Here is a 23611-nt window from a genome sequence, read left to right as displayed (position 1 = left end):
CGGCCTCCGCTGATCGGCACACTCAGGACAACAAAAAGAGGGCCGGAAGGAAACTTCCGGCCCTCTTTGTCTGCGCACGCGGCCCATCAGCCCATCAGGCGCGGTACCGATACCGAGAACACGTCGAAATGCGCATCGAGATGCTCCGCCTGCCCGTCGCGCGGGGCCTGGCGAACCTGCACAACGCCGTTCTTGCCAAAGCCCTCCACCACCGGGCGCCCGGCATCGCGGCTCAGCCACAACCGCAGGAGGTGGCGTTTGCGCTGCGGCTCGGGCCAGTCCCAGAACGTGGTGCGGGCATGGAGCGCGGCGTAATTGGAGAGCCACTGGATGTCGCCGGGGCGGAAATCCATCTCGATAGCCATGCCCTCCTCGTAGGTGATCGTGTCGAAGAGTTCGAGCACCGCGATCTGCTCCGGCGTCAGCCTGGGCACACCTTCATATTCCTGCGCGGTGAGGATGTAGAGCGAGCCCGCATACATCGAGAACACCCCGTCCACCAGGCTGACGATCGGCGAGGTATACGTATCCGCCGGGGCATTGTGGTCCTGCCGGCGCCAGTCCCAGTGGAAGGGTTCCAGCAGCAGCGGCGCCAGATCGGGGCGGCGGCGCAGGATCTCGTTGTAGATCTCCGCGCCGGAGACGAGGCAGGACAGGCCGCCCTCCTTGGCCGGGCGCAGGCACATCAGCGCGACGATGTCCGAGCTGTCGGAGTGGTAGACCAGCTTGTCCCGCACCTTGGAGGAGAGCGCGGTGGGATCGTCCATGGTCTTGTCGCTGGTGGCATAGACGTGGTCGATCAGGTCGCCCATCTCGTTCTGGCGGATCGGATCGCCCATGTGCAGGCCGAGCACGTAGTAGATCGCGTTGGAAAGAACGTCCGAATAGAGCTGGGTCCGCAGGCCCCGCACCAGCACGAAGCCGCGGCCGTAATCGACATCCTCGCCCCATGACTTCACCGCATCGGCGCAGGCTACCAGCGGATATTCCTCGGCGGTGACCGTGCGCAGGTCCGGGTCATCGGCCATGAAGCGGGCACCGAGCGTCTCCAGCTCCAGCACCTGTTCGTCGGACAGCCTGTAGATCCACGCGTCGGTCTCGGAAAGCCGGTCTCCCCGCCAGGCAGCGGCAGTGGTGACGGGCGGAACGGCTTCCAGCGGCGCGGGAGCGGAACTGGCCATGCTTCGTGAGTCCTTCTTTGAGGGTAGGGGCCGTAAGGTAGGCGATGCCCGAACCCTAGGCGGAATGCCTTGCGATGACTTGGCGAACGATGCCCGAAAGCTTTTCGCCCTGCGTTCTGCGCCGGCAGGATCGGGAGACCGGGCTGTGCCCACAGCCGATTGCACCCTCATTTCCAGACTCGATTGCGTAGGACAGGAATAGAACATAAAAGGAACATATGTTCGATTCGAGTCGCCTCCAACTGGCTGCAAACCTCGCTCAGGCGTCTCCTGACGGCTGGCCCGAGTCGCCTTTGCAGCAGGACGGCGTTCATGAATTCTATGCCGCGACCGAGCAGGACAGCGGGGCCGCCCTGGCGCTGGCGCTGCTTTGCGCGGTGCAGGCGCGCAAGGCGCGGGAACCTCTGCTCTGGCTGCGGCTGGGCAAAGTTAATGGAAAGGGCGGGGGCAAGCAGGCCCGTTCGCGCCCTTATGCCCCCGGCCTTGCCGAACTGGGCATAGACCCGGCCGCCATGGTGCTGCTGCGCCTGCCCGATCTCCAGAGCCTGCTGCGCGCGGGCGTGGATTCGGTGCGGCATGGCGGGGCAGCGGCCGTGGTGATGGAAATGGACGGCCGCGCCCCGGCCTTCGACCTTACCGCCTCGCGGCGGCTGGCGCTGGCGGCCGAGCAAAGCGGCACCATGGTCATGATCGTGCGCAGCGGCGCCCAGCCCACGCCCAGCGCCGCCCACACCCGCTGGCAGGTGACCAGCGCACCGTCGGTTCCCTTGCCTGCCAATGCGCCGGGAGATCCGGTGTTCGACGTGACCCTGCTGCGCCGGCGCGGCGGGCGGGAGGGTCTCAACCTGCAACTGGAATGGAATCGTGAGCAAGGCACCTTCCGTAAGCCCATGCTTGGCCATGCGCCGCTATCTGGCGGTCACCTTTCCCTTCCTGCCGTCCGAACGGGCGATGCGGGAAGGCGCAGCGCCGCCTGACGCGGCTTTCGCCCTGATCGCGAAGCAACGCGGGGCGCAGCGCATCATGGCGCTGTCTCCCGCGGCGCTGGCGCTGGGCCTCTCGGCCGGCATGATGCTGGCCGATGCGCGCGCGCTGGAACCGGACCTGCCTGCTCTCGAACACCGGCCCGCAGCGGACCATGCCCTGCTGCTGCGCATCGTCGAATCCTGCGAACGCTATACCCCGATGGTGGCCCCCGATCGCGACGACGCGCTGGTGCTGGACCTCACCGGCTGCTTCGACAGCCTGGGGATGGATGAAGACGCCGTGCGGGGCGATCTCGTCACCCGGCTCGCGCGGCGGGGGTTCCGGGCGCTGGCGGCCTGTGCCGGAACGCCGGATGCCGCCCTTGCCCTTGCCCGCTTCGGCAAGAGCACCTTGCGCGAACTGCCGGTGGCCGCACTCAGCCTGGGAGACGATGCCCACCTCGCGCTGAAGCGCGCCGGGCTGCGCACCCTGGGCCAGCTTGCGGATCGCCCCCGCGCGCCCCTCGCCGCTCGCTTCGGCAAGGCGATGTCGATCGCCCTCGCCCACCTGCTGGAGGAGCAGGACCGGCGCATCACCCCGCATCGCACCCTGCCCCCGATCTGGGTGGAGCAGCGCTTCGCCGAACCGATGGCGACCGTGAAGCCCCTCCTCGGCGTGATCGAATGGCTGGCGGGGCAGGCGCGGGACATGCTGGTCGCCCGCGGCCGGGGCGGCCGACGCTACGAAGTCTCGCTGTTCCGCACCGATGGCCATGTCGCCCGGCTCGCCGTGGACAGCGGCCTGCCCCTGCGCGAACCCGCCGATGTCGTCCGCCTGTTTCGCGAACGCATCGAATCGCTCGCCGATCCGCTCGACCCGGGCTTCGGTTACGACCTGCTGCGCTTGGCCGTGCCCCTGCACGAGGACGTCTCCGAAGGGCAGGACCGGCTGGACGAGGAGAATTCCGGCAAGCCCGACCTCGCCCCCCTGCTGGACCGCCTGCAAGTGCGCTTCGGCGCCGAATGCGTCCACCGCTTCGCCCCCCGCGACGAGCACTTGCCGGAATATGCCGACCGCCTCGTGCCTCCCGCATCGATTCCGCAGCCCTGGCCCCAGCCGGAGGCAGGCGAGCCGCCCTTGCGCCCGCTGTTCCTGTTCGATCCGCCCCAGCCCGTCACCGTGCTGGCCGAAGTGCCTGACGGTCCCCCGCGCCGGTTCGGCTGGCAGGGACGCCAGCACCGGGTGGTGCGGCAGGAAGGCCCCGAACGCCTCGCCTATCCCTGGTGGAAGACGGTGGAGGCGACCGGCCCCACGCGCGACTATTACCGGATCGAGGACAGCGACGGCCGCCGGTTCTGGCTGTTCCGCCATGGTCTCTACGGCAGCGAGAAAGCCGACCCGCGCTGGTATCTGCACGGCGTCTTCGCATGAGCCTCGAAACGCCGCCCTATGTCGAGTTCGCGACGACGACCGCCTATTCCTTCCTGCGCGGGGCCAGCACGCCGGGGGAAATGGCGCTGCGGGCGCTGGCGCTCGGCCACCCCGGAATCGGCATAGCGGACCGCAACACCGTATCCGGCGTCGCCCGCGCTTTCGCCGCGCTGCGCAGGTTCGGGGAGGAGATGGAAGCCGAAGGCGTCACCCTGCCCCCGTTCCGCCTCATGGTCGGCGCGAGGCTGGTCTTTGCCGACGATACGCCCGAGATCCTCGCCTATCCGACCACGCGATACGGCTGGGGCCGCCTGACCCGCCTGCTCACCACCGGCAACTTGCGCACGACCAAGGGCAACTGCGAGCTGCGCCTGAGCGACCTGCTGGAATTCCTGGAGGACATGCAGCTCATCGTCGCCACCCCCGCTTCCGACGCCCTGTTGCGCCAATTGGCGCAGGCCGCGCCCGGCAAGGTCTGGCTGGGCGCGGGGATGCTGCGGCAGGGCCGCGACGCGCGCCGGCTGGCAGCCTTGCGCGAACAGGCGGCCCTGGCCGGCGTGCCGCTGATCGCGATCAACGACGCTCTCTACGATGGGCCGGAATCCCGCCCCCTGCACGACGTCATGACGGCGATCCGCGAGAAGACCACGGTACAGGCCGCCGGCCGCCGCCTCACCGCCAATGCCGAGCGGCACTTGAAGCCCGCAGCCGAAATGGCCCGCCTCTTCGCCGCCGCCCCCGAGGCGATCGCCGCCACCGCAGACTTCATGGGCGGCATCGTCTTCAAGCTCGAAGACCTGAGCTACACCTACCCCCACGAGCCGGTCCCCTACGGCTACACCCCGCAAGGCTGGCTGGAGGAACTGGTCTGGAGCCGCGCCAGCGACCTCCACCCGCAGGGCATCCCCGAAAAGCTCACCCGCCTGCTTACCGAGGAACTGGGGATCATCGGGCAGCAGGGCTACGCCGCCTACTTCCTCACCGTCCACGATATCGTGCAGTGGGCGCAGATACAGGGCATCCTCTGCCAGGGGCGCGGCTCGGCGGCCAATTCGGCGGTCTGCTTCGTCCTCGGCGTCACCGCCGTCGATCCGATGAAGCACAACCTGCTGTTTTCCCGCTTCATCTCCACCGAGCGCAAGGAACCGCCCGACATCGACGTCGACTTCGAGCACGAGCGGCGCGAGGAAGTGATGCAATATATCTACAGCCGCTACGGCCGCGAGCGCGCTGGAATCGCCGCCACGGTGATTCACTACCGCTCACGCAGCGCCGCCCGCGATGTCGGCAAGGCGCTGGGGCTCAGCGAGGACGTCACCGCCCGGCTCGCCAGCACGGTGTGGGGCAGCTACGCCTCGGAATACGACCGCAACCGCTGCATCGAGGCCGGCCTCGATCCCGATAATCCCACGATCGCGCGGGTCAATCACTTCACCGGGACGATCCTGAACTTCCCCCGCCATCTCTCCCAGCATGTCGGCGGTTTCGTGCTGACTCAGGACCGGCTCGACGAAACCGTGCCGATCCACAATGCCGCGATGGAAAAGCGCACGTTCATCGAATGGGACAAGGACGACATCGATACGCTCGGCCTGATGAAAGTCGACATCCTGGCGCTCGGAATGCTGACTTGTATCGGCAAGGCCTTCGCCATGATCGAGACGCACATCGGCCGCCAGTACCAGCTGAGTTCCGTGCCGGGCGACGAGGAAGATCACCGGAGCAACCCTCCTCACGTCAAAGCCGTCTACGAGATGCTCCAGAAGGGCGACAGTATCGGCGTCTTTCAGGTGGAGAGCCGCGCGCAGATGAACATGCTGCCCCGTCTGAGACCTGAGAGGTTCTACGACCTGGTCATTCAGGTCGCCATCGTGCGCCCCGGCCCGATCGAGGGGGACATGGTCCATCCCTATCTGCGGCGCCGACAAAAGATCGAGGACGTCATCTACCCTTCTCCGGCCCCTCCCCACGATCGCGACGAATTGCGCGGTGTCCTCGGCGAGACTCTCGGCGTCCCCCTGTTCCAGGAGCAGGCGATGCGGCTGGCGATCACCGCCGCGAACTTCTCCGATGCCGAAGCCAACCAGCTCCGCCGCGCCATGGCGACCTTTCGCAATGTCGGCACGATCGGCTCCCTGCACAGCAAGATGGTGAACGGCATGGTGGCCCGTGGCTACGAGAAGGACTTCGCCGAGCGCTGCTTCCAGCAGATCAAGGGCTTCGGCAGCTACGGCTTCCCGGAAAGCCATGCCCTCGCCTTCGCGCGGCTGGTCTGGGTCTCGGCCTATATCAAACACCACTACCCCGAGGTCTTCGCCGCCGCCCTGCTCAATTCGCAGCCCATGGGCTTCTATGCCCCGGCCCAGATCGTCCGCTGCGCGCAGGAGCATGGCGTGGAAGTGCGCACCATCGATGCCAACCACAGCGAGTGGGACTGCACCCTGGAACCCAAAGCGAAAGGCGCACTCGCCCTCCGGCTCGGCCTGCGCCAGATCAGCGGCTTTCGCGAGAACTGGGCGGAGCAGATCAAGGTCCACCGCCCTTACACCAACCTCGAAGATCTCGCCCGGCGCGCCAGCCTCCCCCAGCGGGCGCTCAACCTCCTGGCCGATGCCGATGCCCTGCATTCGATCGGTCTGGACCGCCGCGAGGGCCTTTGGGAAGCACGCCGCACCCCAACCGGCGAACTTCCCCTCTTCGCCGCCGCCCGCGCCCGCGAACTGGGAGAGGAACCCCATGCCGCCCTGCCCGCCATGCCGCTCTCAGAGGAAGTCGCCGCCGATTACCAGACCACCCGGCTCTCGCTGAAAGCCCATCCGATGTCGTTCCTGCGCCCGGTCTTCGCGGCGGAAGGCGTGCTGCGCTGCACGGACCTGGCGAAGACCCGAAACGGAAAGCGCGTGAAAGTCGCCGGCGTGGTGCTGGTTCGTCAGCGCCCGGGCAAGGGCAATGCCATTTTCGTCACGCTGGAGGACGAAGGCGGCATCGCCAACGTGGTGATCTGGGCCCGGCTGTTCGAAACCTACCGCCGCCCAGTCATGGCCGCGCGGCTGATGCTGGTGGAAGGTCTGATCCAGCACAGCCCCGAAGGCGTCATCCATATCATGGCCCAGAGCATCCATGACCGCACGCCCGAGCTGAAACGCCTCTCGGAAGTGCACGAGGCCGAGCCCCAGCTATCCCGCGCCGACGAATTCGTCCGCCCGCAGCACCCGCGCAACGTGCGGGTCCTCCCCCGCTCACGGGACTTTCATTGAGCCGTGCCACCTACAACTCAAAAAATTCATTGGTTTCTTAATGGCATGCCCATATCGATACGCCCCTTCACTTATCGACGGGGGTATCGATGACCGACACGAATTCATCCACTGCGGCCATGGCCGGCCTGCTCTACCAAGCAAATGCCAAGTCCACCGGCGTCACGTATCTCCTGTGGTTCTTCCTCGGCTCGCTGGGCGCCCATCGCTTCTACGCTGGCAAGACCGCCGGCGGCATCGTCCAGCTCGTCCTCTTCCTGCTCGGCTGGGCGACCATCTGGATCATGGGCTTCGGCCTGCTGTTCCTGATCCCGCTCGGCATCTGGGTGCTGGTGGACGCCTTCCTGATCCCGGGCTGGCTGCGTCAATACAACACCAACCTGGTCCACCGCGTCCTGGCCTGACCCGCCACACCTGAAGGGCGGCGCCCGCGCCGCCCGATCACGGCCACCGTGCCCGCCCCAATGCCCGAACAGACACGGCAGAGCATGGCCCAGAAGCCGGTTGATCTTCGCAAATGGAGGAAATGGTGCACCCGACAGGATTCGAACCTGTGGCCTCTGCCTTCGGAGGGCAGCGCTCTATCCAGCTGAGCTACGGGTGCAGTGCCCGCGGCGACTAGCAGAGCATGAGCGGTGTTGCCAGCGCCAAATCACTCCGATCCATCATGGACTTGGGAAAAACCTGTCGCCCACTCTGGCTGGGCCAGCGCTCCAGATGCCTTGCGGCTTGAAAGTTCCCTCTATGTTCCTATTATGCCGCGATGGCCGAAGCTGATTCTCCGCTCGTTTCTCCCGCTCTTTCTTTCGTCGCCGCCGATGTGGCGCGCGGAATAGGGCGGCTTTTTGCTCGTAACGACATCTGGTGCCTGCCGGAAATGTCGCTGCGCTGCGGGCGCCGCGCCGATCTCATGGGCATCGACGCGAAGGGCCATGTCGTCATCGTCGAAATCAAGGTTTCACGCGCGGACTTGCTGGGGGACGGCAAATGGCCCGACTATCTGGACTATTGCGACCGTTTCTACTGGGGGCTGCCCCCCTCGCTGGACCGGACGCCGCTGGAAACCGAGCCGTTCCTGCCCGACCAGTGCGGCGTGATCGTTGCCGATGGCTACGATGCCGAAATCCTGCGCCCGGCGCCGCTGCGCCAGCTTGCCGCGGCACGGCGCAAGGTGGAAACCGAGCGTCTGGCCCGCGCTTCGCTCAGGCGTCTGGTTACCCTGGGCGATCCGCAGACCCTGCAATGGGGCAGCGAAAGCTGACGTGCGAGCGAAACGATCCGGCGCCGAAACACCGGATCGGCCCGAAACTCAGGCGATCTCCTTCTCGATCCATTCGGGATAGAATGACGGTTCGCGCTCCGACCAGCCAGATGCCGTGGCCGCCGCTTCACTGATCGAGTGAAGCAACGTCTTGCGGCGATCGGGGCGGATCTGGGGAAGCGCGGCGGCTCCGCAGAAGGCGCCGGGCAGCCAGGGCCTTACCCAACCGCCAAGCAGGCGTTCGTAAAGGAAACGGAAGGCCGGGAACGATTCGATGCGTTCCTGGGCGAGATCGAAGGCGGCGACGTAAAGCAGCTTGCCCATGAACGCGGCAATGTCATCGAAGCCGAATTCGTCAGGCCGCATCTCGCGCAGCGCAGCGAGATCCGCGTAGGCTTCGTATTGCTTGCGGATCGAGGTGGCTTCGACGCCGTCGCGTGCCCAGAGACCCAGAGCATCCTGCCGGCCCAGTCCCACGTCCAGGCTGCGCCGGATGTAGCGCTGCTCGCAGGGCGTGAAGCTGGCGAATTCCCGCAGCTCCCCGATGGTGATGGTGGCCTTTCCCGTGTGAGTCATGGTCCTGATCCTCGTGACACGGAAGGACAATCCTCCCTGTCACTAGAACCAATCTCCGCCTCTTCGGTTGCTACAGCCTTAACCGGATAATGGTTTGAACCCGATAATAGCCGCAAGATTCTTGCAGCATTTCATTTCGGGACGCTTTAAAAATCGCCGTCCGCGGCACTTTTCCGTCACAATCGGCCATGCTGCAACAGAGCTATCGGCCATCGTGAAGAAAAATGCCCCGCGGCCGGATTTTCAGATCAGGCCGGCAAGCGGGCTGGAGGGATCGGCGTAGCGGCGCTGCGCCATGCGCCCTGCCAGATAGGCATCGCGGCCAGCCTCGACCGCCAGCTTCATGGCGCGAGCCATGCGGATCGGGTCGCGGGCTTCGGCAATCGCAGTATTCATCAGCACGCCGTCGCAGCCCAGCTCCATCGCCACGGCGGCTTCCGAGGCCGTACCAACGCCAGCATCGACGAGGACCGGCACTTTGGCCCCCTCAACGATCAGGCGGACGGTCACCTTGTTCTGGATGCCCAGGCCCGAGCCGATCGGCGCGCCCAGCGGCATGACCGCCACGGCGCCGGCATCCTCAAGCTGCTTGGCCGCGATCGGATCGTCCACGCAGTAGACCATCGGCAGGAAGCCTTCGTTCGCGAGGATTTCGGTGGCCTTCAGCGTCTCGCGCATGTCGGGATAGAGCGTCCGCGCCTCGCCCAGAACTTCCAGCTTCACCAGATCCCAGCCGCCCGCTTCGCGCGCCAGCCGCAAGGTGCGGATGGCGTCTTCGGCGGTGAAGCAGCCGGCGGTATTAGGCAGGTAGGTGATTTTCCGGGGATCGATGAAGTCGGTCAGCATCGGCGCCTTGGGGTCCGAAACATTGACCCGGCGCACCGCCACCGTGACGATCTCCGCGCCCGAAGCCTCCACCGCCGCCGCGTTCTGTTCGAAATCCTTGTACTTACCGGTGCCGACGATCAGGCGCGAACGGAAGGTCCGGCCAGCGACAGTCCAGGAATCGGTGGTCGAGGAATCGGAGACGGTATCGGTCAAGGTTCGCGTCCTTTCGGGGAACGGGTATGTCAGGGATCGGTCCGGCGAACAGGTTCAGCCACCGCCCACGAAGTGGACGATCTCCAGCACGTCGCCATCGGCCAGCAGCACATCGGCCAGGGTCGAGCGCGGGGCGATCTCGCCATTGCGCTCGACGGCGACCTTGCGGGGATCCAGGCCGATGCCCGACACGAGATCGGCAATCGAGGAACCGGGCGCCACGCGGCGCGGTTCGCCGTTCACGGTGAGGGAAAGTTCTTCAGCCATGGGCCGCAGATAGCGCGGAGAAACGATTTGGAAAGTGCCCAATCGGCACTTTCAATGCGCGCGGTGCAAGTTCCGGATGTGCGCGAAGGCGACAAGCGCGACGCCGAAAATGGTCAGCACCGATTCTGCCAGGCCATGACCGACGACGATGGCCGTGGCCATGAGCGCCAGGCCCAGGCCGCCGATCACCAGCGGTCCCACGCGGCCATGGCGCACGACGCCGAAGCCCAGGGAGATCACGCCGACCACCAGGGCCAGCCCCAGGCCGACGCGGTGAACCTCGGGCGAGAGCAGAACTTCGCCGCCAAGCCCCAGGAAACCCACGAAAAACACGCCGAGAATACAGTGAATCGCGCAAAGACCGCTGAGGACGATGCCTGCCCGGTCCAGCCGGTTTCGAATCGCGATGATGGCGGTGCGCATGAATGCCCATGTATGAGACGTTGTAACATTCATCAAGTCCTGACTGTGTCATGAAACATTCGGTCGACGTGCCCCTTGCGCATTTCGTCGCAAGATCGCAGGGATTTGCGTCATGAGAGTCCCTGACGGTCGCCCCCTCCTCGGTACAGCCGACGATATCGCCCCCATGGTTCGCTGGCTGCTGATCGTTGCCGCGCTGGTCATCCTTATCGTCGCGGTCGGCGGCATAACCCGGCTGACCGAATCCGGCCTGTCGATCACCCAGTGGAAGCCGCTCACCGGCGCCATTCCCCCGCTGACCGACGCGCAGTGGCAGGCCGAGTTCGCCCGCTACAAGCAGATCCCGCAATATATCGATGTCAACGGCCCGGCGGGCATGACCCTGTCCCAATACAAGTTCATCTACTTCTGGGAGTGGGTGCACCGCTTGCTGGCCCGCGTGATCGGCCTGGCCTTTGCGCTGCCGCTGGCGTGGTTCTGGTACAAGCGCACGATTCCCCTGGGCTACAAGCCGCGCCTGGTCGCGCTGTTGGCGCTGGGCGGGCTGCAAGGCGTGGTCGGCTGGTGGATGGTCTCTTCGGGCCTCTCCGCCGAGGCTGCGGACCGGGTGAGCCATTTCCGCCTTGCCGCCCACCTGCTGGTGGCGCTGACGACCCTGGGCGGTCTGGTCTGGACGGCGCTGGATCTTCGCGAACTGCGACGCGGCCAGGCCCCTGCCCGCCTCAACCGCTTCGGTGCCCTCGCCTTGGCCATGCTGTTCATCCAGCTCTTCATGGGCGCGATGGTGGCAGGCCTGCGCGCCGGCTACGTCGCGGGCATGGGCTGGTTCAGCATGGACGCCTGGCCGCTGATGCAGGGCAGCTTCTTCCCCGACGGCGTGGAATGGGCCGGCGGCGCGCTCCATGCGCTGGTCAACGACCCGTTCCTCACCCACTTCGTGCACCGCTGGTGGGCCTGGGCCGTGGTCGCCGTGCTGATCGTGATGGGCCGCAGGCTCAAGGCCCGCCATGCGCGTCTCGCTTCGATCGCCGTCCATTCCGCGTTCGGCACGCAAGTGCTGCTCGGCATCTTCACGGTGTGGTCTGGCGTAGCGCTCTGGCTTGCCGTGGCGCACCAGCTCTGCGGCGCGCTGCTCGTTGCGGCCACGGTCTGGGGCGCGCATTGCCTGGGCCGCCGCGACCAGGTCGGGCTTGGCATGTGACGGATCATGTGAGCGGGCAGGCCAACGGCCCGGCGCTTACCCCCGCGCTCATCTGGTGCCCCTTCCCCGATGAGGAGAGCGCGCTGAAGGCTGCCAATGCCCTGCTCGACGAGGGCCTGGCCGCCTGCGCCAACCTGCTCCCGGCGATGACCTCGGTCTTCGTCTGGAACGGCGAGAAGGGCACGAGCCGCGAGCAAGGCCTGCTGGTGAAGACCAACGCCGCCCTGCTCGATGCCGCCACGGCGCGGCTGGCCGAGATTCATCCTTACGAGGCGCCCGCGGTGCTGGGCTGGCGGTGCGACACTGCCGCGCCGGCTACTACCGCCTGGCTGGCCGCGATCGGCAGCACGCAACCTTAGAGGTATCATTTTACCTCTCTGGAATGCCGCGCTCTGCTTGACTTGCCGGCCCTTTTCGACGATTTGGCCGCCTTCCCGCGGTGCCGGAGATTCGTGAAAGCGATTGATTCGGCCTCCGCGACATGAACATTAGGGATAGACCAGCCATGAAGGCGCTTACGAAGGTCACCCGGTCGATCAAGCCGGCCGAGGTGGAAAAGAAGTGGCATCTGATCGATGCCGAGGGTCTGGTGGTTGGCCGTCTCGCGGTCGTTATCGCCGACCTCCTGCGCGGCAAGCACAAGCCGAGCTTCACCCCGCACGTCGATTGCGGCGACCACGTCGTCGTGATCAACGCCGAGAAGGTGAAGTTCACCGGCAAGAAGCTGGGCGACAAGACCTACTACAAGCACACCGGTTATGCCGGCGGCATCAAGGAAGTGACCGCGGACAAGGTTCTCGCCGGTCGTTTCCCCGAGCGCGTGCTTGAAAAGGCTGTTGAGCGCATGATCCCCCGTGGTCCGCTCGGCCGTGACCAGATGCGCGCCCTGCACCTCTATGCAGGCACCGAGCACCCGCACGGTGGTACCCAGCCCGAAGCGCTCGACGTCGCTTCCATGAACCGCAAGAACAAGGTGGGCGCGTAATGTCCGATACCGAAACCGTCCAGAGCCTGTCCGACCTCAAGGACCTCGGCGAAGTCGCTACCGCCGTTGAAACGTCGGAAGAGACCTTCACGCCCGTCGTTTCGAACGCGCCCCTGCGCGAGCAGCAGCTCGACGCCTATGGCCGCGCTTACGCCACCGGCCGCCGCAAGGATGCCGTGGCCCGCGTGTGGGTGAAGCCCGGCACCGGCAAGGTCATCATCAACGGCCGCGACCAGGAAGTGTACTTTGCACGTCCGACCCTGCGTCTCGTCATCAACCAGACCTTCCAGGTTGCTGGTCGTGACGGCCAGTACGACGTGATCGCCACCGTCAAGGGCGGCGGTCTCTCGGGCCAGGCAGGCGCCGTGAAGCACGGCATCGCCCAGGCACTCTCGAAGTACGAGCCCGCCCTGCGCGCCGCCGTCAAGGCTGCCGGCTTCCTTACCCGCGACCCGCGCGTCGTCGAGCGTAAGAAGTATGGCCGTGCCAAGGCACGTCGTAGCTTCCAGTTCTCGAAGCGTTAATTCGCTTACCGAGAGCTTCGGCTTTACGAAAAGGGGTCGCGGGCAACCGCGGCCCTTTTTTGTTGCGCGGCCTGTTTTTTGTTGCACCGCCTGTTTTGTTCAAGGCCGGGAGATAGCCGGATGCTCGTCCGGATTGCGCCGAGGGAAACGATGGACCATGCCCTTTCCCGCCGCCACCTGATCGCTGGCCTTGCCCTGGCTGCACTCGCCTGTCCCGCCCAGGCAGCGTCCGATCTGGAAGAAATCGAGCGACAGCACGGCATGCGCATCGGCGCGGTCATGCGCGGCAGCGATGGCAGGATCCATTTCGCCCACCGTGCGGACGAGCGGTTCCGGCTCTGCTCCACATTCAAGATCTTCCTGGCCGCCGAAGTGTACCGCCAGGCGGCCAAAGATCCGCACCTGCTGCAACGCCCGGTCACGATCCGCGATACCGACCGGCTCGGCAATTCGCCGGTGACCGCCCGGCAGCAGGACGGCGGGACATTGTCTGCCGAGATGCTGTGCAAGGCCGCCGTCCAGTACAGCGACAATTCGGCAGCCAACTACCTGCTCGATCTCGTCGGCGGCCCACCGGCCGTGACCCGGCTGTTCCGCACCTTGGGCGACAACATTTCACGGCTGGACCGCATGGAGCCCGCGCTGAACCTGGGCACCCCCGAAGACTTGCGCGACACCACGACACCCGCCGCGATCGCCCGTTCGCTGGGCACCCTGCTGCTGACGTCGACCGTTCTGGGCGACCACCAGCGCGCGACGCTGCTGGGCTGGATGCGGAACGAGCAGAACGGCACCCGGCGCATTCGCGCGGGCGTGCCCAGGGGTTGGACGGTGGCGAACAAGCCGGGGACCAACGATGCGGGCGCGGTCAACGATATCGCCATCATACGGCCTCCGTCGGGCGGCTCCTTCGTCCTGACGGTCTACACCGCTTCGGCGGAGAATCGCGTTACCCAAAGCGAAAGCGTGATTGCCGCAATCGCCGGCATGGCCGCGCTGAAGATTCCAGGGCGCTAAATCGAAAGGGGCGCCGCCGGAAAGCGGCGCCCCTTGTCTTGCAGGGCTGACCGATCGGCCTGGGACTCAGCTTTGGGGCAGGGCGTAGGCGACGAGGTAGTCGCCGGTCTTCGTGCCCAGGCCGCCATGGCCGCCGGCGGCGATCAGGACGTATTGCCTGCCGTCCACCGAATAGGTCATCGGCGTGGCATTGCCGCCGGCCGGGAGACCGGCCTCCCACAACGTCTTGCCGGTCCGCACGTCCACCGCACGGAACATGTTGTCTGCCGTGGCGCCGATGAAATCGAGGCCGCCGGCGGTCATCATGTTGCCGCCGATATTGAAGATGCCGGTCGGCAGCGGCAGGTTGGTATGGGTTCCGCCCAGGCCCGTGGCGCGGGTGTCGCCGATGGGGCGCTGCCAGACGATCTTGTGAGTCACCAGATCGATGGCAGTCAGGGTGCCCCACGGCGGCGGGTTACAGGGCACGCCGATCGGGTTCAGCCAGGGGTGGACCATGCCGACGTAGGGCGTGCCATACTGCGGTGCGATTCCGGGACCGATCCTGGGCTCGTTGCCCGAACCGTTCCACGGCGGCACCGCGCCCGACTTCTCGAAGGGCTCACGCGGCTTCATGGTAATCATGAAGGGGATGTAGTTCGAGTTTGCGATCAGCAACTTGCGCTGCGGATCGATGGTGGCGCCGTGCCAGTCGATCACCCCGTCGAAGGCCGGGTAGACGATGGTCTGCTTGAGCTGGGGCGGTGTGAACTGCCCTTCGTAATGCGCCTTGCGGAACTGGATGCGGCACATCATCTGGTCGATCGGCGTCGCGCCCCAGAGGTGGTTCTCGACCAGGTCGGCAGGCGTCAGCGACGGCATGCCGACAGGGTAGGACTGGGTCTTTGCCAGGGTCTCGCCCGGAACGCCGTCCTGCGGGACCGGCTTTTCGATGGTTTCGACCACGGGCTTGCCGGTGCGGCGATCCAGCACCCAGAATTCACCGCGCTTCGACGATTGGACAAGGGCAGGGACCGTCTTCCCGCCGATGGGCAGGTCCACCAGCGACGGACCGATCGGCAGGTCCATGTCCCACACGTCGTGATGAGTGGTCTGGAAGTGCCACTTGGGCGTCCCGGTGGTGATGTCCAGCGAGACGATGGAGCTGGAATATGCCTCGTCGAAAGGACGGCGTCCGCCGCCGAAGTAGTCCGGCGTGGCGTTGCCCAGCGGCAGGTAGACCATGTTGAGGTCCGGATCGGCGGTATACACGCCCCAGGCGTTGGGTGTGCCGCGCGTCAGCACGGTATCGTCGCCGGGATGGACGACCTGATCGGGATGGCCGACGTCCCAGGCCCAGATGATCTTGCCGGAGACCGGATCGAAGGCCCGGATCGCGCCCGAAGGCTCGTTGCGGGACTGGTTGTCGTAGACCCAGCCGCCCAGGATCATTCTGTCGTGAACGACCAGCGGCGGCGAGGTGACGAAGTGGAAGCCCGCCGGAACGTGGCCGAGGTACTTGGCCAGGCTGATGAAGCCATGGTCGCCGAAGTCCTCGCAGGGCTTACCCGTCTCGGCATTGAGCGCCATGATCCGCGCGTCCAGCACGGGGGCCAGGATGCGCGTGGGGCAGACGCTGCTCTTGCCCTCCGGCGCACGGTAATAGGCGACGCCGCGGCAGGCCAGGTAGACGTCCGCGTCGGTATTGGCCTTGGGGTCGAACTTCCACTTCACTTTGCCGGTGCGCGCATCGAGCGCCTCGACCCAGGAGTGGCCGGTGCAGACGTAGACGGTGTCACCGACCTTGATCGGCGTCACTTCGAAATTGAATTCGTGGCCGGCATCGGTGCCGCCGACATCCTCGCCCGGGCGCATCGTGTCGCCGGTCTGGGTGGTCCAGGCCACCTTGAGGTTCTTCACGTTGGCCGTGTTGATCTGATCCAGCGGAGAAAAGCGGTCTCCCTTGGCGGTGCGGCCGTAATACCACCAGTCCTCGGCGGGTACCGAACCGTCCACCTGGCCGGCGAAGAGGCGGCTTCCGGCGTCTCCCGCCACGCCCACCGGCTGCGCGAAGCCGGCGATGAGCACCACGATAGCCAGGCCGCTGGCCAGGGCAGGGGCCAGAACGGCATGGCGGGCGAGGGGCCGCCGATCGGTTGCCGGCACGATCCCGCGCCGTACCCAGGGCAGCGACAGCCACAGGCCCAGCACGGTGGGCGCCACCAGCCTCGGCTCCAGCCCCCAACCGTTCAGTCCCACCTCGTGAAGGGCCCAGAGCACGGTGCCCACCAGCAGCGCGCCATAGAGCCACAGTGCCTCCGGTCTTCGTCGCAGCGCCAGGATCCCGGTGGCGATCAGGGCGAGCCCGGCGACGAGATAATAGAGGGAGCCCGCCAGCGTCGCGAGATAGACGCCGCCGGCTGTGAACACGGCGCCGACCGCAAGGAGGACCAATGCGGTGAACCAGGGCTGGCGATGCGGGGAGGGGAATCGAGAGGGGGGCTGTGTCAAAGTGTTTCTCCTTGGCCACTCCCGACAATTCACGGCTCGGCGCGTGGTTGCAGCGAAACGGCGCAAAAGCGCGGAACAAGTGGGATTTCCTGCCGCCAAGGCTCGGCCAAGGCGGGTTGCACGGTGCCAGATACCTGGCCATAGCAAGGTACCTTGCGAGGCCCTGTACTAATCTTGGCAAGGTACCTTGCGTTACACGGTAGCTTGCAATATACACTCCTCATTCGCAGGAGATGATTCGATGTCCGAAATCGAAGTACAGCTGAAAAAGGGAGTGCTCGGCCTGTGCGTGCTCGCCCTGCTGTCGCGGGGGGACAGCTACGCCTACGAGATCGCCAGCCGCATGGCCGCGGCGGTCGATATGGGTGAGGGCACGATCTATCCGCTCATGCGCCGCATGCAGTCGGATGGCCTCGTGGCGACCTATCTGGAGGAATCGCCCTCGGGTCCGCCGCGCAAGTACTACCGCATCACCGAAACCGGCCGCAGCCGCCTTGCCGAACAGGTAGAGGAATGGCGCGGCTTCACCGCCGCCGTCGACGGGCTGATCGAAGAGGCTGCCGCCCCTTCGCCCGATGCTCCGATGGAAGGCCCCATCGCAGAGGAGCCGAGCCATGACGCGTAACGAATTCATCCGGCGCCTGAAGGCCGGTCTCAAGGGCATGCCGCAGGGCGATGTCGCCGAGATCGCAGCCGACTACGAAGAGCACTTCGAAGCCGGCGCCGCCGAAGGCCGCAGCGAACAGGAAGTGGCCGCCGCCCTTGGCGATCCCGGCCGCCTTGCCCGCGAACTCCGCTTCGAGGCAGGCTTCCGCAACTGGGAAAGCGGACGCTCGCCGTCCTCCGCCTGGGGCGCGATCCTGGCCTTCATGGGCCTGGCGACCATCGACATCCTGATCCTGCTGCCCATCGTCTTGCCGGTGCTGGGCGTGATGTTCGGCCTCTACGTCGCGGCCATCGCCGTGTTCGTGGCAGGTGGCTTCATGCTGATCGCCGGGCCGTTCAGCGGCTTTCCGGGCGGCATCCTCGTCGCGATCCTGGGCGGCCTCGGCACGATGAGCGCCGCCGTGGCGATCGCCGCGCTGCTGACATTGGTCAGCATCTGGATCATCAATGCCCTCATGTGGTTCGGCCGCCTTCACTACCGCGTGATCGAACCCGCCATCCACCCCGAAAACTGAGAAAAACGAGAGAAAGGAACCAAGTGATGTTCAGGAAACTGCTCATCGTATTCGCCAGCGGCGTGATCCTGACGATCGTCGCTTTCAGCGCGGCCTGGTTGATCGGCGGGGACAAGTTCCGCCAGGACATCCACAGCGGGGACTTCAACTGGACCATGGACGGTGACGATACGGACAGCCCGCAGATCACCCGCAACTTCCAGATCCAGCCCGGCGCCCGCCTGGCCATGGACATCCCCGTCCAGCTGGTCTTCACCAAGGGCGACAAGGCCGAGATGGTCGTCACCGGCCCGCAAAAGCTGGTCGACCGCCTGACCTGGGAAAACGGCCGCCTGGACGTGAAGGGCAAGTGGCACGGCCGCAAGGGCCTGAAGGTCCGCATCTCCGCGCCCGAGATCGAAGGCCTCGATTTCGAAGCGCCGGGTGACGTGACCCTGACCGGGCTCGACCAGGACAGCCTGACCGTGAACGGCAACGGCGCTCTCAGCCTCGAAGCCTCGGGCAAGGTCCGCAAGCTGGCCGTGACCGCCGAAGGCGCAGGCAACCTGGACTTCGGCAAGGTCGAAGCCCGCGACGCCCTGATCCGCGTCAATGGCGCAGGCAATATCACCATCGGCGCCACCGGCACGGTCGACGTTGCCATCAACGGCATCGGCAATGTCAGCCTGGTGCGCAAGCCCGCGAACCTCAAGACCGAGATCAACGGCATCGGCAACGTCGATCACGACTACAAGTAAGCATTCCCAGAGCCATCGCCGCGGGCCTTCCCGCAGCGACGGCAGAAATGAAAAGGGCCGCACCGTTTCGACGGTGCGGCCCTTTCTCTTTGTCTTTGGCCAGACCTCAGCGGATCAATGCACCGGCGGATCGACCGGCGGCACCGCGCCCACCGGCGCCACCGGCTCGCCCGGTTCGCGCGGGGGCAGGGCGTTCTCGGGCACCTGGTCGATCTGCATGGCCGACGTCGGCACATGATCGAGATTGCGGGCGACCACGTTGATCCGGTCGCCCTCGATGGTGATTTCGTTGAAGCTGGGCGGGGTCGAGCGAATCCGCTTCGACAGCGTGCCCGCGCCGATCATCCGCAGCGGCCCGGCCGGAGTCTCGGCGGTCAGGTCGAAAGCATCGTGAATGTGGCCAGACAGCACGGCCATGACCTTGCGGCCTGCCAGCACTTCCATCGTCCGGGTGCCGTTGATCGTCAGCAGCTTGTTGTCCTTGGCGCGTCGCTCGGTCAGCGGGTGATGCGCGGCGATCAGCACGCGGGTTCCCGCTGGCAGGGCATCGATGGCGGCCAGAGTTTCGGCCAGCGCCTTTTCCGTCACCCATCCGTTCGACCAGGGGAAGCGCTGCCACTGGGCGCGCGTGGTGGTCTTGAGCGGAACGATGGCCAGGCCCGGCAGGTGAAGCTCTGCCTCCACCATGCTCTCGATGGCGTGGAACCGCTTGTAGGGCGCGAAAAACCGTTCGTAGAGGTTGAAATAGGGGATGTCGTGATTCCCCACTTCGACCGTCACCGGCACGTCCAGCCCCTTGATCCACGCCGTCGCCGCGTCGAATTCGGGATGGCGTGCGCGCATGGTCAGGTCGCCGGTGATGGCGACGGCATCGGGTTTTTCACGCGCGATGCAGGACTTCGCCCAATCGATGGCGCGTCTGTCCTCCAACCCGAAATGGATGTCGCTCAAGTGGAACAGGCGGATCGGATCGCCCGGCGAGAGAGAGTTTTCAGGAAGCATTGCGGGTCGTTACCAGATCGACTTCGCAAGTTGCGAGGTAAAACTCCTCCTCCACGCCGCCATCGAAAGGTTCGCCGTCGATCAGCAGGCCCATCGGCTCGCCATCGGGGCAGACCAGCTTGAGCCGGCGATGGCTGCCGAGCGAGTCGTGCGGTCCGTCGCGAAAGTCGCGGTTGAGCAGGGCGATGCCCTGGCCGGCATAGTCCGCCAGCGATTCGGCGTAGTAGCCGTTCGCCTCCAGCCCGCTTTCGCCGGGCGTGACGGTGATGGCGGCATATCCGTCCTCGCGGCCGCAATCCGATTCGGCGCAGAATACCTTGGGGCCGTTCGCGGACCAGGAGATCGCCTGCCGCGCGGTGTTGACGAATTCGACGATATTCACCGCGCGCATGGCCTCGCGCACCTCGTTCCAGACGGTGCCGGGCCCGGCGAGCACGCCGGTCAGGCCGATTCCGTGGCGACTGGCGATGACGGTCGGCCGCACCGTGTCGAGCGGGCCGCCGGCGAGGCGGGCGACGATCTCTTCCACGGGGACATCGCCGTGCAGGCGCTTGGGCAGCATGTTCATCGTGCCGCCGGGCAGCACCAGCACCTCGCCGCTCCAGCCGCTGGCCGCCGCGACCACCGAATGCGTCGTGCCATCACCGCCGAAGGTGACCAGCAAATCCACTTGCGCGGCATCGAGCACGGCCGGTGTCGGCGCATCCTCTTCGGGAAAGCGCAAGGTGCGGACCACCGGAAAGCCGGCATCGGCCAGGTTTTCCTCGACCCGGGAAACGGAGGCATCGTCATTGCTGCCGCTGGCGGCGTTGCAGACCAGCCATACCCGGGGCAGCGGCGCGGCGGACTGCGGGATTCCGGCCTGCTGGCCAGGACGAGAGCGGGGATGTTCCGTTTGCGTCATGCCGCCAGAAACCTGCCTCGCCCCGCCGGGTTCCCGATCAAAGCCGCCCGCTGGAGATCAGCCAGGCGGAAAGGCCGTTGAGACCGGAGTAGAGGATATAGACCCAGGCCCAGCCCGCCGACCCGCCGGCCACGGCGATCATCGCGCCCAGCAGCATCACGAATTCGACGACAAGGCTGAAGCGCCCGCCCAGGGGCTGGAAGAACCACGGGATCTGCGAAAGCATTCGATGGCCGCTTTCGAGCACCGCCTTGTGCGCGGCGAAGTTGAATATCCCAAGGAAGAAGACGAGGATCAGTCCCATAAGTACATACAAATGGTACCGTCAAACGGCGAGGAAAGCCAGCTTTCGAATAGACCGCGATTTTCGCAGTGCTGATTCGCCGTAGTTCTTTCGCGCAGCCCGGATCGCAAGACGTCGTTCGTCGACACCCAATGTCGTTCATCCCCACCACCCGGCCTTCGTCGACCTTGAACGGGTGACGGTCGAGCCTCGCGTGAAGCTGCGGCGATTCGGCTGCAAACAGGTTTCACCGAGCCGGTTGCGACGAAACTCTCTGCACACGGCTCCCCTGAGGAGGAAGAGACGATGTTCAAGACCAACATGATCGCCGCCGCTGCTGCCGGACTTGTCCTGGGTGCCGTTGTTGCCGCAACCGCCCCGGCCCCCGCTTTCGCCAAGAATGTCGAAGTGCGCTATTCCGACCTGAATCTCTCGACGCCGGAAGGCCAGCAGAAGCTGGAACGCCGCATCGATACCGCCGCGCGTGAAGCCTGCGACTACAACCGCGTCACCACCGGGTCGCGCCTGCGCAGCTCCGATGCCACCGAATGCTACAGCAAGGCCCGTGCCGACGTCAGCGCGCAAGTTGCCGGCGCTGTCGACAAGGCCGGCGCCGAACGCCTCGCGGTCGGCCAGTAAGGCCGACCTTGGAGACGCCCCACACCCTACCCCGAAGTCCCTTAAAAAATAACCGGATACGACCTGGCGGGCCCTAGCGGCCCGCCATTTTCTTTACGGTCGGCAGATAAGTCCGGCCGATACGCAAGGCATCGCCGCTGGCGGTTTCCACCGACCACACCCCCAGCCCTTCGTGCCGCAGGCCGGTGACATGATCGCGGCGCAGGATGCAACTGCGGTGGATGCGGATGAAGCGTTCGGGATCGAGCCGCTCCTCCAGGCTGGTGATGGTCTGGAGCAGAAGGTAGCTCTGGCCCCGCACATGCAGCCGCACATAGTCGCGCTCGGCATCGATGCGCTCGACGTCGGCGGCCGGCACGCGCACCAGTTCGGAGCGATGCGGCACCCAGAATTCCTCCAGCCACTGGCTGGTCGGCGCCGTGCGCTGGTCTCCGCGCCGCGACATCACCCGGCCCACGGCCCGCTCCAGCCGATCCGGCGCCACGGGCTTGAGCACATAGTCGATGGCATCGAGGTCGAAAGCCTCGACCGCGAACTCGTCATGCGCGGTCACGAAGATCACCGCTGGCGCATCGGGCTTGCCCGAGAGACGCCGGGCCACGGTGAGTCCGTCGGTTTCCGGCATGGTCAGGTCGAGCAGGACGAGATCGGGCGTCAGCGCGTCGATCAGGCGCAGCGCGGCCTGGCCGTCGCTGGCCGTGCCGATCACCGAGACGCCCTCGATCCGCGAGCAGATCACCTGCATGCGTTCCACCGCCAGCGGCTCGTCGTCGACGATCAGCGCACGAAGCGGCGCCGCCTCGGTAAGTTCAGGGGAAATGTCAGGCAAAACCAGCCTCCAGGGGCATTCTCAGGACCGTGGCAAAGCCGCCCTCGGGGCGTTTGCCGAACGCAATCGTGGCCGCAGCGCCGTAGCGGGCGCGCAGGCGATCCCGCACATTGCCGAGGCCGATCCCGAAACCGCCGCTGTTTTCCGGGCATCCCGGCCCATCGTCCACCACGCTGATCTCCAGCATGTCGTCATCGCGGCGCGCGCGAACGGCGATCGTCACCGGCCGCTGGGTGGCGGCAACGGCATACTTCACCGAATTCTCTACGAGCGGCTGCAGGATCATGCCGGGCACCATTGCACCAAGAACGGAATCGTCAACATCAATCGTCGTTAACAATCGATTCGGAAACCGCACCGCTTCTATTGCGAAATAGAGCTTCTGCATCTCGATTTCGTCGACAAGTGCAAGATCGCTGGTGGGATCCCCGGAAAGTGTTCGCCGATAGAAGGTCGAAAGATTCTGGATCATCTTTTCGGCATCGTCCTGCTTGCCGATCATGACCAGTGCGGAAAGCGAATTGAGCGTGTTGAACAGGAAGTGCGGATTGACCTGATAGCGCAGCGATCGCAGCTCCGCCGCCGCCGCCGCCCGGCGATATTCGCCCTCGCGCCATTCCGCGGCGCGGGCTTCCTCCGCCTTGACCAGCGCGAAATAGAGAGCCGCCCAGGCCAGCACCAGGAAATAGCGGCCGAAGGCGGTGTCGGCCATGTTCGCCCAGCGATCGTAGGCCTGACCGAACATCTTCTCGGCATCGACGCTGATTTCCGAACGGGTTTCGGTCGTCGTCTCCGACTTGCGCTCACCATCGCCGGCCTCGGCAACGGGAGATTCGCTGGTCTCCGATTTCGGCGACATGCTCTTGGGAAGATCGACCAGGATATTGCCCGCATCGTCCCGGCTGATCCGCACATTGCTGGGGCCGTCGACGGAATCGTGCTGGTACTGCTCGTCCTTGTCCGAATTCATGTCGGCGAAGATCGCATCGTTGATGAGCGAGAGCGCGATCGCCAGCGGCAGCGCGCTGACCAGCACCACCACGAAGCGCGTACCGGCCGAGCGGCGATCCAGAAGTTGCAGCAGCGGCCAGACCGCCGCCATCAGCAGCATGGACAGGACGCAGATCGTCAGCCGCCGCGACACCATCGGCCAGAACATGTCGTAGCCCATCGCGACGCCGCGCAGCGTGGCGACGACGAAGTAACAGGCCCAGAGGGCGGCAAGGGAAAGCAGGACGAGCCGCGCAGGCACACGCGGCTGGGTGGAGACGGGCGTCATGGGGGTCGTCATCTGCAGGGGATAGCGCAAAAAATCCCCCGCGCGCCAGTTCCCTGATCGGGCCGCGACCGACATTCGTCGAAGCGGCGCCGAGGGAAGGTCCGGTCCGACGGAAAAGCCGCCGGACCGGGCTTCGA

At 65.8% G+C, this 23611-nt stretch carries 24 protein-coding genes, 1 tRNA gene and 1 pseudogene; 14 read left to right on the top strand and 12 right to left on the bottom strand.

Translation table 11 applies throughout. From position 1 onward, the window contains the following. Positions 1-86: 86 nt before the first annotated feature. The gene (locus AC1VV3_RS09895; protein ID WP_482961661.1) at positions 87-1181 is read right to left on the bottom strand and encodes a TauD/TfdA family dioxygenase; all 1095 of its coding nucleotides are present in this window, start codon (positions 1179-1181) and stop codon (positions 87-89) included. 218 nt (positions 1182-1399) lie between these two features. Here AC1VV3_RS09895 and AC1VV3_RS09890 point away from each other — a divergent pair, with 218 nt between their 5' ends. The 4 genes from AC1VV3_RS09890 to AC1VV3_RS09875 all read left to right on the top strand — a co-directional run bounded on the left by AC1VV3_RS09890 (position 1400) and on the right by AC1VV3_RS09875 (position 7239). Beyond that, positions 1400-2158, top strand: a complete 759-nt coding sequence (locus AC1VV3_RS09890) for an ImuA family protein (RefSeq protein WP_482961660.1) — start codon at positions 1400-1402, stop codon at positions 2156-2158. Further along, positions 2082-3578 carry a Y-family DNA polymerase gene (locus tag AC1VV3_RS09885; protein WP_482961659.1) on the top strand — a complete coding sequence of 499 codons (1497 nt, stop codon included), beginning with the start codon at positions 2082-2084 and terminating at the stop codon, positions 3576-3578. The genes AC1VV3_RS09890 and AC1VV3_RS09885 overlap by 77 nt, the downstream gene beginning before the upstream one ends. Then, positions 3575-6835 (top strand): error-prone DNA polymerase, encoded by a 3261-nt coding sequence (locus tag AC1VV3_RS09880; protein WP_482961658.1) that lies wholly within the window; start codon positions 3575-3577, stop codon positions 6833-6835. Before AC1VV3_RS09885 ends, AC1VV3_RS09880 begins: the two co-directional genes overlap by 4 nt. 89 nt (positions 6836-6924) lie before the next feature. Then, positions 6925-7239 (top strand): TM2 domain-containing protein, encoded by a 315-nt coding sequence (locus AC1VV3_RS09875; protein WP_132269910.1) that lies wholly within the window; start codon positions 6925-6927, stop codon positions 7237-7239. A gap of 123 nt (positions 7240-7362) precedes the next feature. Here AC1VV3_RS09875 and AC1VV3_RS09870 read toward each other — a convergent pair. Next, positions 7363-7439, bottom strand: a tRNA-Arg gene (locus AC1VV3_RS09870). A 159-nt stretch (positions 7440-7598) separates the two neighbouring features. Between AC1VV3_RS09870 and AC1VV3_RS09865 the strand changes: the two genes are divergently transcribed. Continuing rightward, complete coding sequence (locus AC1VV3_RS09865) at positions 7599-8096, top strand: MmcB family DNA repair protein (RefSeq protein WP_482961657.1); 498 nt, start codon at positions 7599-7601, stop codon at positions 8094-8096. Between the two features lie 48 nt (positions 8097-8144). Here AC1VV3_RS09865 and AC1VV3_RS09860 read toward each other — a convergent pair whose 3' ends face one another. From AC1VV3_RS09860 to AC1VV3_RS09845, 4 genes and pseudogenes are all read right to left on the bottom strand, one after another. Next, the gene (locus AC1VV3_RS09860) at positions 8145-8672 is read right to left on the bottom strand and encodes a hypothetical protein (RefSeq protein WP_132264235.1); all 528 of its coding nucleotides are present in this window, start codon (positions 8670-8672) and stop codon (positions 8145-8147) included. 243 nt (positions 8673-8915) lie between these two features. Then, positions 8916-9713, bottom strand: a complete 798-nt coding sequence (locus AC1VV3_RS09855) for a bifunctional sulfur carrier protein/thiazole synthase protein (RefSeq protein ID WP_134094848.1) — start codon at positions 9711-9713, stop codon at positions 8916-8918. A gap of 57 nt (positions 9714-9770) precedes the next feature. Next, positions 9771-9980, bottom strand: a pseudogene (gene thiS, locus AC1VV3_RS09850) (sulfur carrier protein ThiS); the annotation flags it as partial. Positions 9981-10031: 51 nt separating this feature from the next. Beyond that, on the bottom strand, positions 10032-10403 hold the full coding sequence (locus AC1VV3_RS09845; RefSeq protein WP_132264237.1) for a MerC domain-containing protein: 372 nt from the start codon (positions 10401-10403) through the stop codon (positions 10032-10034). Between the two features lie 112 nt (positions 10404-10515). Between AC1VV3_RS09845 and AC1VV3_RS09840 the strand changes: the two genes are divergently transcribed. From AC1VV3_RS09840 to bla, 5 genes are all read left to right on the top strand, one after another. Further along, a complete protein-coding gene (locus tag AC1VV3_RS09840) occupies positions 10516-11604 on the top strand; it encodes a COX15/CtaA family protein (RefSeq protein ID WP_132264239.1) in 1089 nt (362 codons plus the stop codon). Next, positions 11601-11963, top strand: coding sequence for a divalent-cation tolerance protein CutA (gene cutA, locus AC1VV3_RS09835; protein ID WP_482961656.1), 363 nt, complete (start codon positions 11601-11603; stop codon positions 11961-11963). The genes AC1VV3_RS09840 and cutA overlap by 4 nt, the downstream gene beginning before the upstream one ends. A 146-nt stretch (positions 11964-12109) precedes the next feature. Then, positions 12110-12589 carry a 50S ribosomal protein L13 gene (gene rplM, locus AC1VV3_RS09830; protein WP_054442085.1) on the top strand — a complete coding sequence of 160 codons (480 nt, stop codon included), beginning with the start codon at positions 12110-12112 and terminating at the stop codon, positions 12587-12589. Then, complete coding sequence (rpsI, locus tag AC1VV3_RS09825; RefSeq protein WP_132264241.1) at positions 12589-13113, top strand: 30S ribosomal protein S9; 525 nt, start codon at positions 12589-12591, stop codon at positions 13111-13113. Before rplM ends, rpsI begins: the two co-directional genes overlap by 1 nt. Positions 13114-13233: 120 nt before the next feature. Further along, the gene (gene bla, locus AC1VV3_RS09820) at positions 13234-14130 is read left to right on the top strand and encodes a class A beta-lactamase (protein ID WP_482961655.1); all 897 of its coding nucleotides are present in this window, start codon (positions 13234-13236) and stop codon (positions 14128-14130) included. A 66-nt stretch (positions 14131-14196) separates the two neighbouring features. Here bla and AC1VV3_RS09815 read toward each other — a convergent pair whose 3' ends face one another. Next, positions 14197-16620 (bottom strand): membrane-bound PQQ-dependent dehydrogenase, glucose/quinate/shikimate family, encoded by a 2424-nt coding sequence (locus AC1VV3_RS09815; protein WP_482961654.1) that lies wholly within the window; start codon positions 16618-16620, stop codon positions 14197-14199. A gap of 241 nt (positions 16621-16861) precedes the next feature. Between AC1VV3_RS09815 and AC1VV3_RS09810 the strand changes: the two genes are divergently transcribed. The 3 genes from AC1VV3_RS09810 to AC1VV3_RS09800 are packed head-to-tail and all read left to right on the top strand — an operon-like array spanning position 16862 to position 18538. Beyond that, positions 16862-17245 (top strand): PadR family transcriptional regulator, encoded by a 384-nt coding sequence (locus AC1VV3_RS09810; protein WP_132264247.1) that lies wholly within the window; start codon positions 16862-16864, stop codon positions 17243-17245. After that, the gene (locus tag AC1VV3_RS09805) at positions 17235-17801 is read left to right on the top strand and encodes a DUF1700 domain-containing protein (RefSeq protein ID WP_132264249.1); all 567 of its coding nucleotides are present in this window, start codon (positions 17235-17237) and stop codon (positions 17799-17801) included. Before AC1VV3_RS09810 ends, AC1VV3_RS09805 begins: the two co-directional genes overlap by 11 nt. A 26-nt stretch (positions 17802-17827) precedes the next feature. Further along, positions 17828-18538, top strand: coding sequence for a GIN domain-containing protein (locus AC1VV3_RS09800; RefSeq protein WP_132264251.1), 711 nt, complete (start codon positions 17828-17830; stop codon positions 18536-18538). A 114-nt stretch (positions 18539-18652) separates the two neighbouring features. Here the strand turns inward: AC1VV3_RS09800 and AC1VV3_RS09795 are convergent, their stop codons facing one another. From AC1VV3_RS09795 to AC1VV3_RS09785, 3 genes are read right to left on the bottom strand one after another with little or no spacing between them, the layout of a single operon-like run. Continuing rightward, positions 18653-19540: a metallophosphoesterase family protein gene (locus AC1VV3_RS09795; RefSeq protein WP_482961653.1), complete on the bottom strand. Its 888-nt coding sequence runs from the start codon at positions 19538-19540 to the stop codon at positions 18653-18655. Further along, positions 19530-20444: a diacylglycerol/lipid kinase family protein gene (locus AC1VV3_RS09790; protein ID WP_482961652.1), complete on the bottom strand. Its 915-nt coding sequence runs from the start codon at positions 20442-20444 to the stop codon at positions 19530-19532. The genes AC1VV3_RS09795 and AC1VV3_RS09790 overlap by 11 nt, the downstream gene beginning before the upstream one ends. Before the next feature lie 37 nt (positions 20445-20481). After that, positions 20482-20748 (bottom strand): hypothetical protein, encoded by a 267-nt coding sequence (locus AC1VV3_RS09785; protein ID WP_132264257.1) that lies wholly within the window; start codon positions 20746-20748, stop codon positions 20482-20484. A gap of 285 nt (positions 20749-21033) precedes the next feature. On the opposite strand from AC1VV3_RS09785, the gene AC1VV3_RS09780 reads away from it, so the two are divergent. Continuing rightward, a complete protein-coding gene (locus tag AC1VV3_RS09780; RefSeq protein ID WP_243654126.1) occupies positions 21034-21366 on the top strand; it encodes a UrcA family protein in 333 nt (110 codons plus the stop codon). A 73-nt stretch (positions 21367-21439) separates the two neighbouring features. Here AC1VV3_RS09780 and AC1VV3_RS09775 read toward each other — a convergent pair whose 3' ends face one another. Then, positions 21440-22111: a LytR/AlgR family response regulator transcription factor gene (locus AC1VV3_RS09775; RefSeq protein WP_243654173.1), complete on the bottom strand. Its 672-nt coding sequence runs from the start codon at positions 22109-22111 to the stop codon at positions 21440-21442. 76 nt (positions 22112-22187) lie between these two features. Further along, positions 22188-23474 carry a sensor histidine kinase gene (locus AC1VV3_RS09770; RefSeq protein ID WP_132265249.1) on the bottom strand — a complete coding sequence of 429 codons (1287 nt, stop codon included), beginning with the start codon at positions 23472-23474 and terminating at the stop codon, positions 22188-22190. Between the last annotated feature and the right edge of the window lie 137 nt (positions 23475-23611).

The sequence above is a fragment of the Novosphingobium sp. BL-S-34 genome (genome assembly GCF_056857015.1).
The sequence above is the reverse complement of the archived record's forward strand: the minus strand, read 5'-3'. Positions and strand labels throughout refer to the sequence as shown.

Bases quoted from the DNA above. Each gene is read 5' to 3' on its own strand.
- AC1VV3_RS09770 (WP_132265249.1), bottom strand. From the start codon at position 23,474: ATGACGCCCGTCTCCACCCAGCCGCGTGTGCCTGCGCGGCTCGTCCTG.
- AC1VV3_RS09790 (WP_482961652.1), bottom strand. From the start codon at position 20,444: ATGACGCAAACGGAACATCCCCGCTCTCGTCCTGGCCAGCAGGCCGGA.
- AC1VV3_RS09880 (WP_482961658.1), top strand. From the start codon at position 3,575: ATGAGCCTCGAAACGCCGCCCTATGTCGAGTTCGCGACGACGACCGCC.
- AC1VV3_RS09860 (WP_132264235.1), bottom strand. From the start codon at position 8,672: ATGACTCACACGGGAAAGGCCACCATCACCATCGGGGAGCTGCGGGAA.
- AC1VV3_RS09810 (WP_132264247.1), top strand. From the start codon at position 16,862: ATGTCCGAAATCGAAGTACAGCTGAAAAAGGGAGTGCTCGGCCTGTGC.
- AC1VV3_RS09845 (WP_132264237.1), bottom strand. From the start codon at position 10,403: ATGCGCACCGCCATCATCGCGATTCGAAACCGGCTGGACCGGGCAGGC.
- rpsI (WP_132264241.1), top strand. From the start codon at position 12,589: ATGTCCGATACCGAAACCGTCCAGAGCCTGTCCGACCTCAAGGACCTC.
- AC1VV3_RS09805 (WP_132264249.1), top strand. From the start codon at position 17,235: ATGACGCGTAACGAATTCATCCGGCGCCTGAAGGCCGGTCTCAAGGGC.
- AC1VV3_RS09890 (WP_482961660.1), top strand. From the start codon at position 1,400: ATGTTCGATTCGAGTCGCCTCCAACTGGCTGCAAACCTCGCTCAGGCG.
- AC1VV3_RS09775 (WP_243654173.1), bottom strand. From the start codon at position 22,111: ATGCAGGTGATCTGCTCGCGGATCGAGGGCGTCTCGGTGATCGGCACG.
- AC1VV3_RS09895 (WP_482961661.1), bottom strand. From the start codon at position 1,181: ATGGCCAGTTCCGCTCCCGCGCCGCTGGAAGCCGTTCCGCCCGTCACC.
- AC1VV3_RS09785 (WP_132264257.1), bottom strand. From the start codon at position 20,748: ATGGGACTGATCCTCGTCTTCTTCCTTGGGATATTCAACTTCGCCGCG.
- rplM (WP_054442085.1), top strand. From the start codon at position 12,110: ATGAAGGCGCTTACGAAGGTCACCCGGTCGATCAAGCCGGCCGAGGTG.
- AC1VV3_RS09875 (WP_132269910.1), top strand. From the start codon at position 6,925: ATGACCGACACGAATTCATCCACTGCGGCCATGGCCGGCCTGCTCTAC.
- AC1VV3_RS09865 (WP_482961657.1), top strand. From the start codon at position 7,599: ATGGCCGAAGCTGATTCTCCGCTCGTTTCTCCCGCTCTTTCTTTCGTC.
- AC1VV3_RS09885 (WP_482961659.1), top strand. From the start codon at position 2,082: ATGCGCCGCTATCTGGCGGTCACCTTTCCCTTCCTGCCGTCCGAACGG.
- AC1VV3_RS09840 (WP_132264239.1), top strand. From the start codon at position 10,516: ATGAGAGTCCCTGACGGTCGCCCCCTCCTCGGTACAGCCGACGATATC.
- bla (WP_482961655.1), top strand. From the start codon at position 13,234: ATGCTCGTCCGGATTGCGCCGAGGGAAACGATGGACCATGCCCTTTCC.
- AC1VV3_RS09800 (WP_132264251.1), top strand. From the start codon at position 17,828: ATGTTCAGGAAACTGCTCATCGTATTCGCCAGCGGCGTGATCCTGACG.
- AC1VV3_RS09780 (WP_243654126.1), top strand. From the start codon at position 21,034: ATGTTCAAGACCAACATGATCGCCGCCGCTGCTGCCGGACTTGTCCTG.
- AC1VV3_RS09795 (WP_482961653.1), bottom strand. From the start codon at position 19,540: ATGCTTCCTGAAAACTCTCTCTCGCCGGGCGATCCGATCCGCCTGTTC.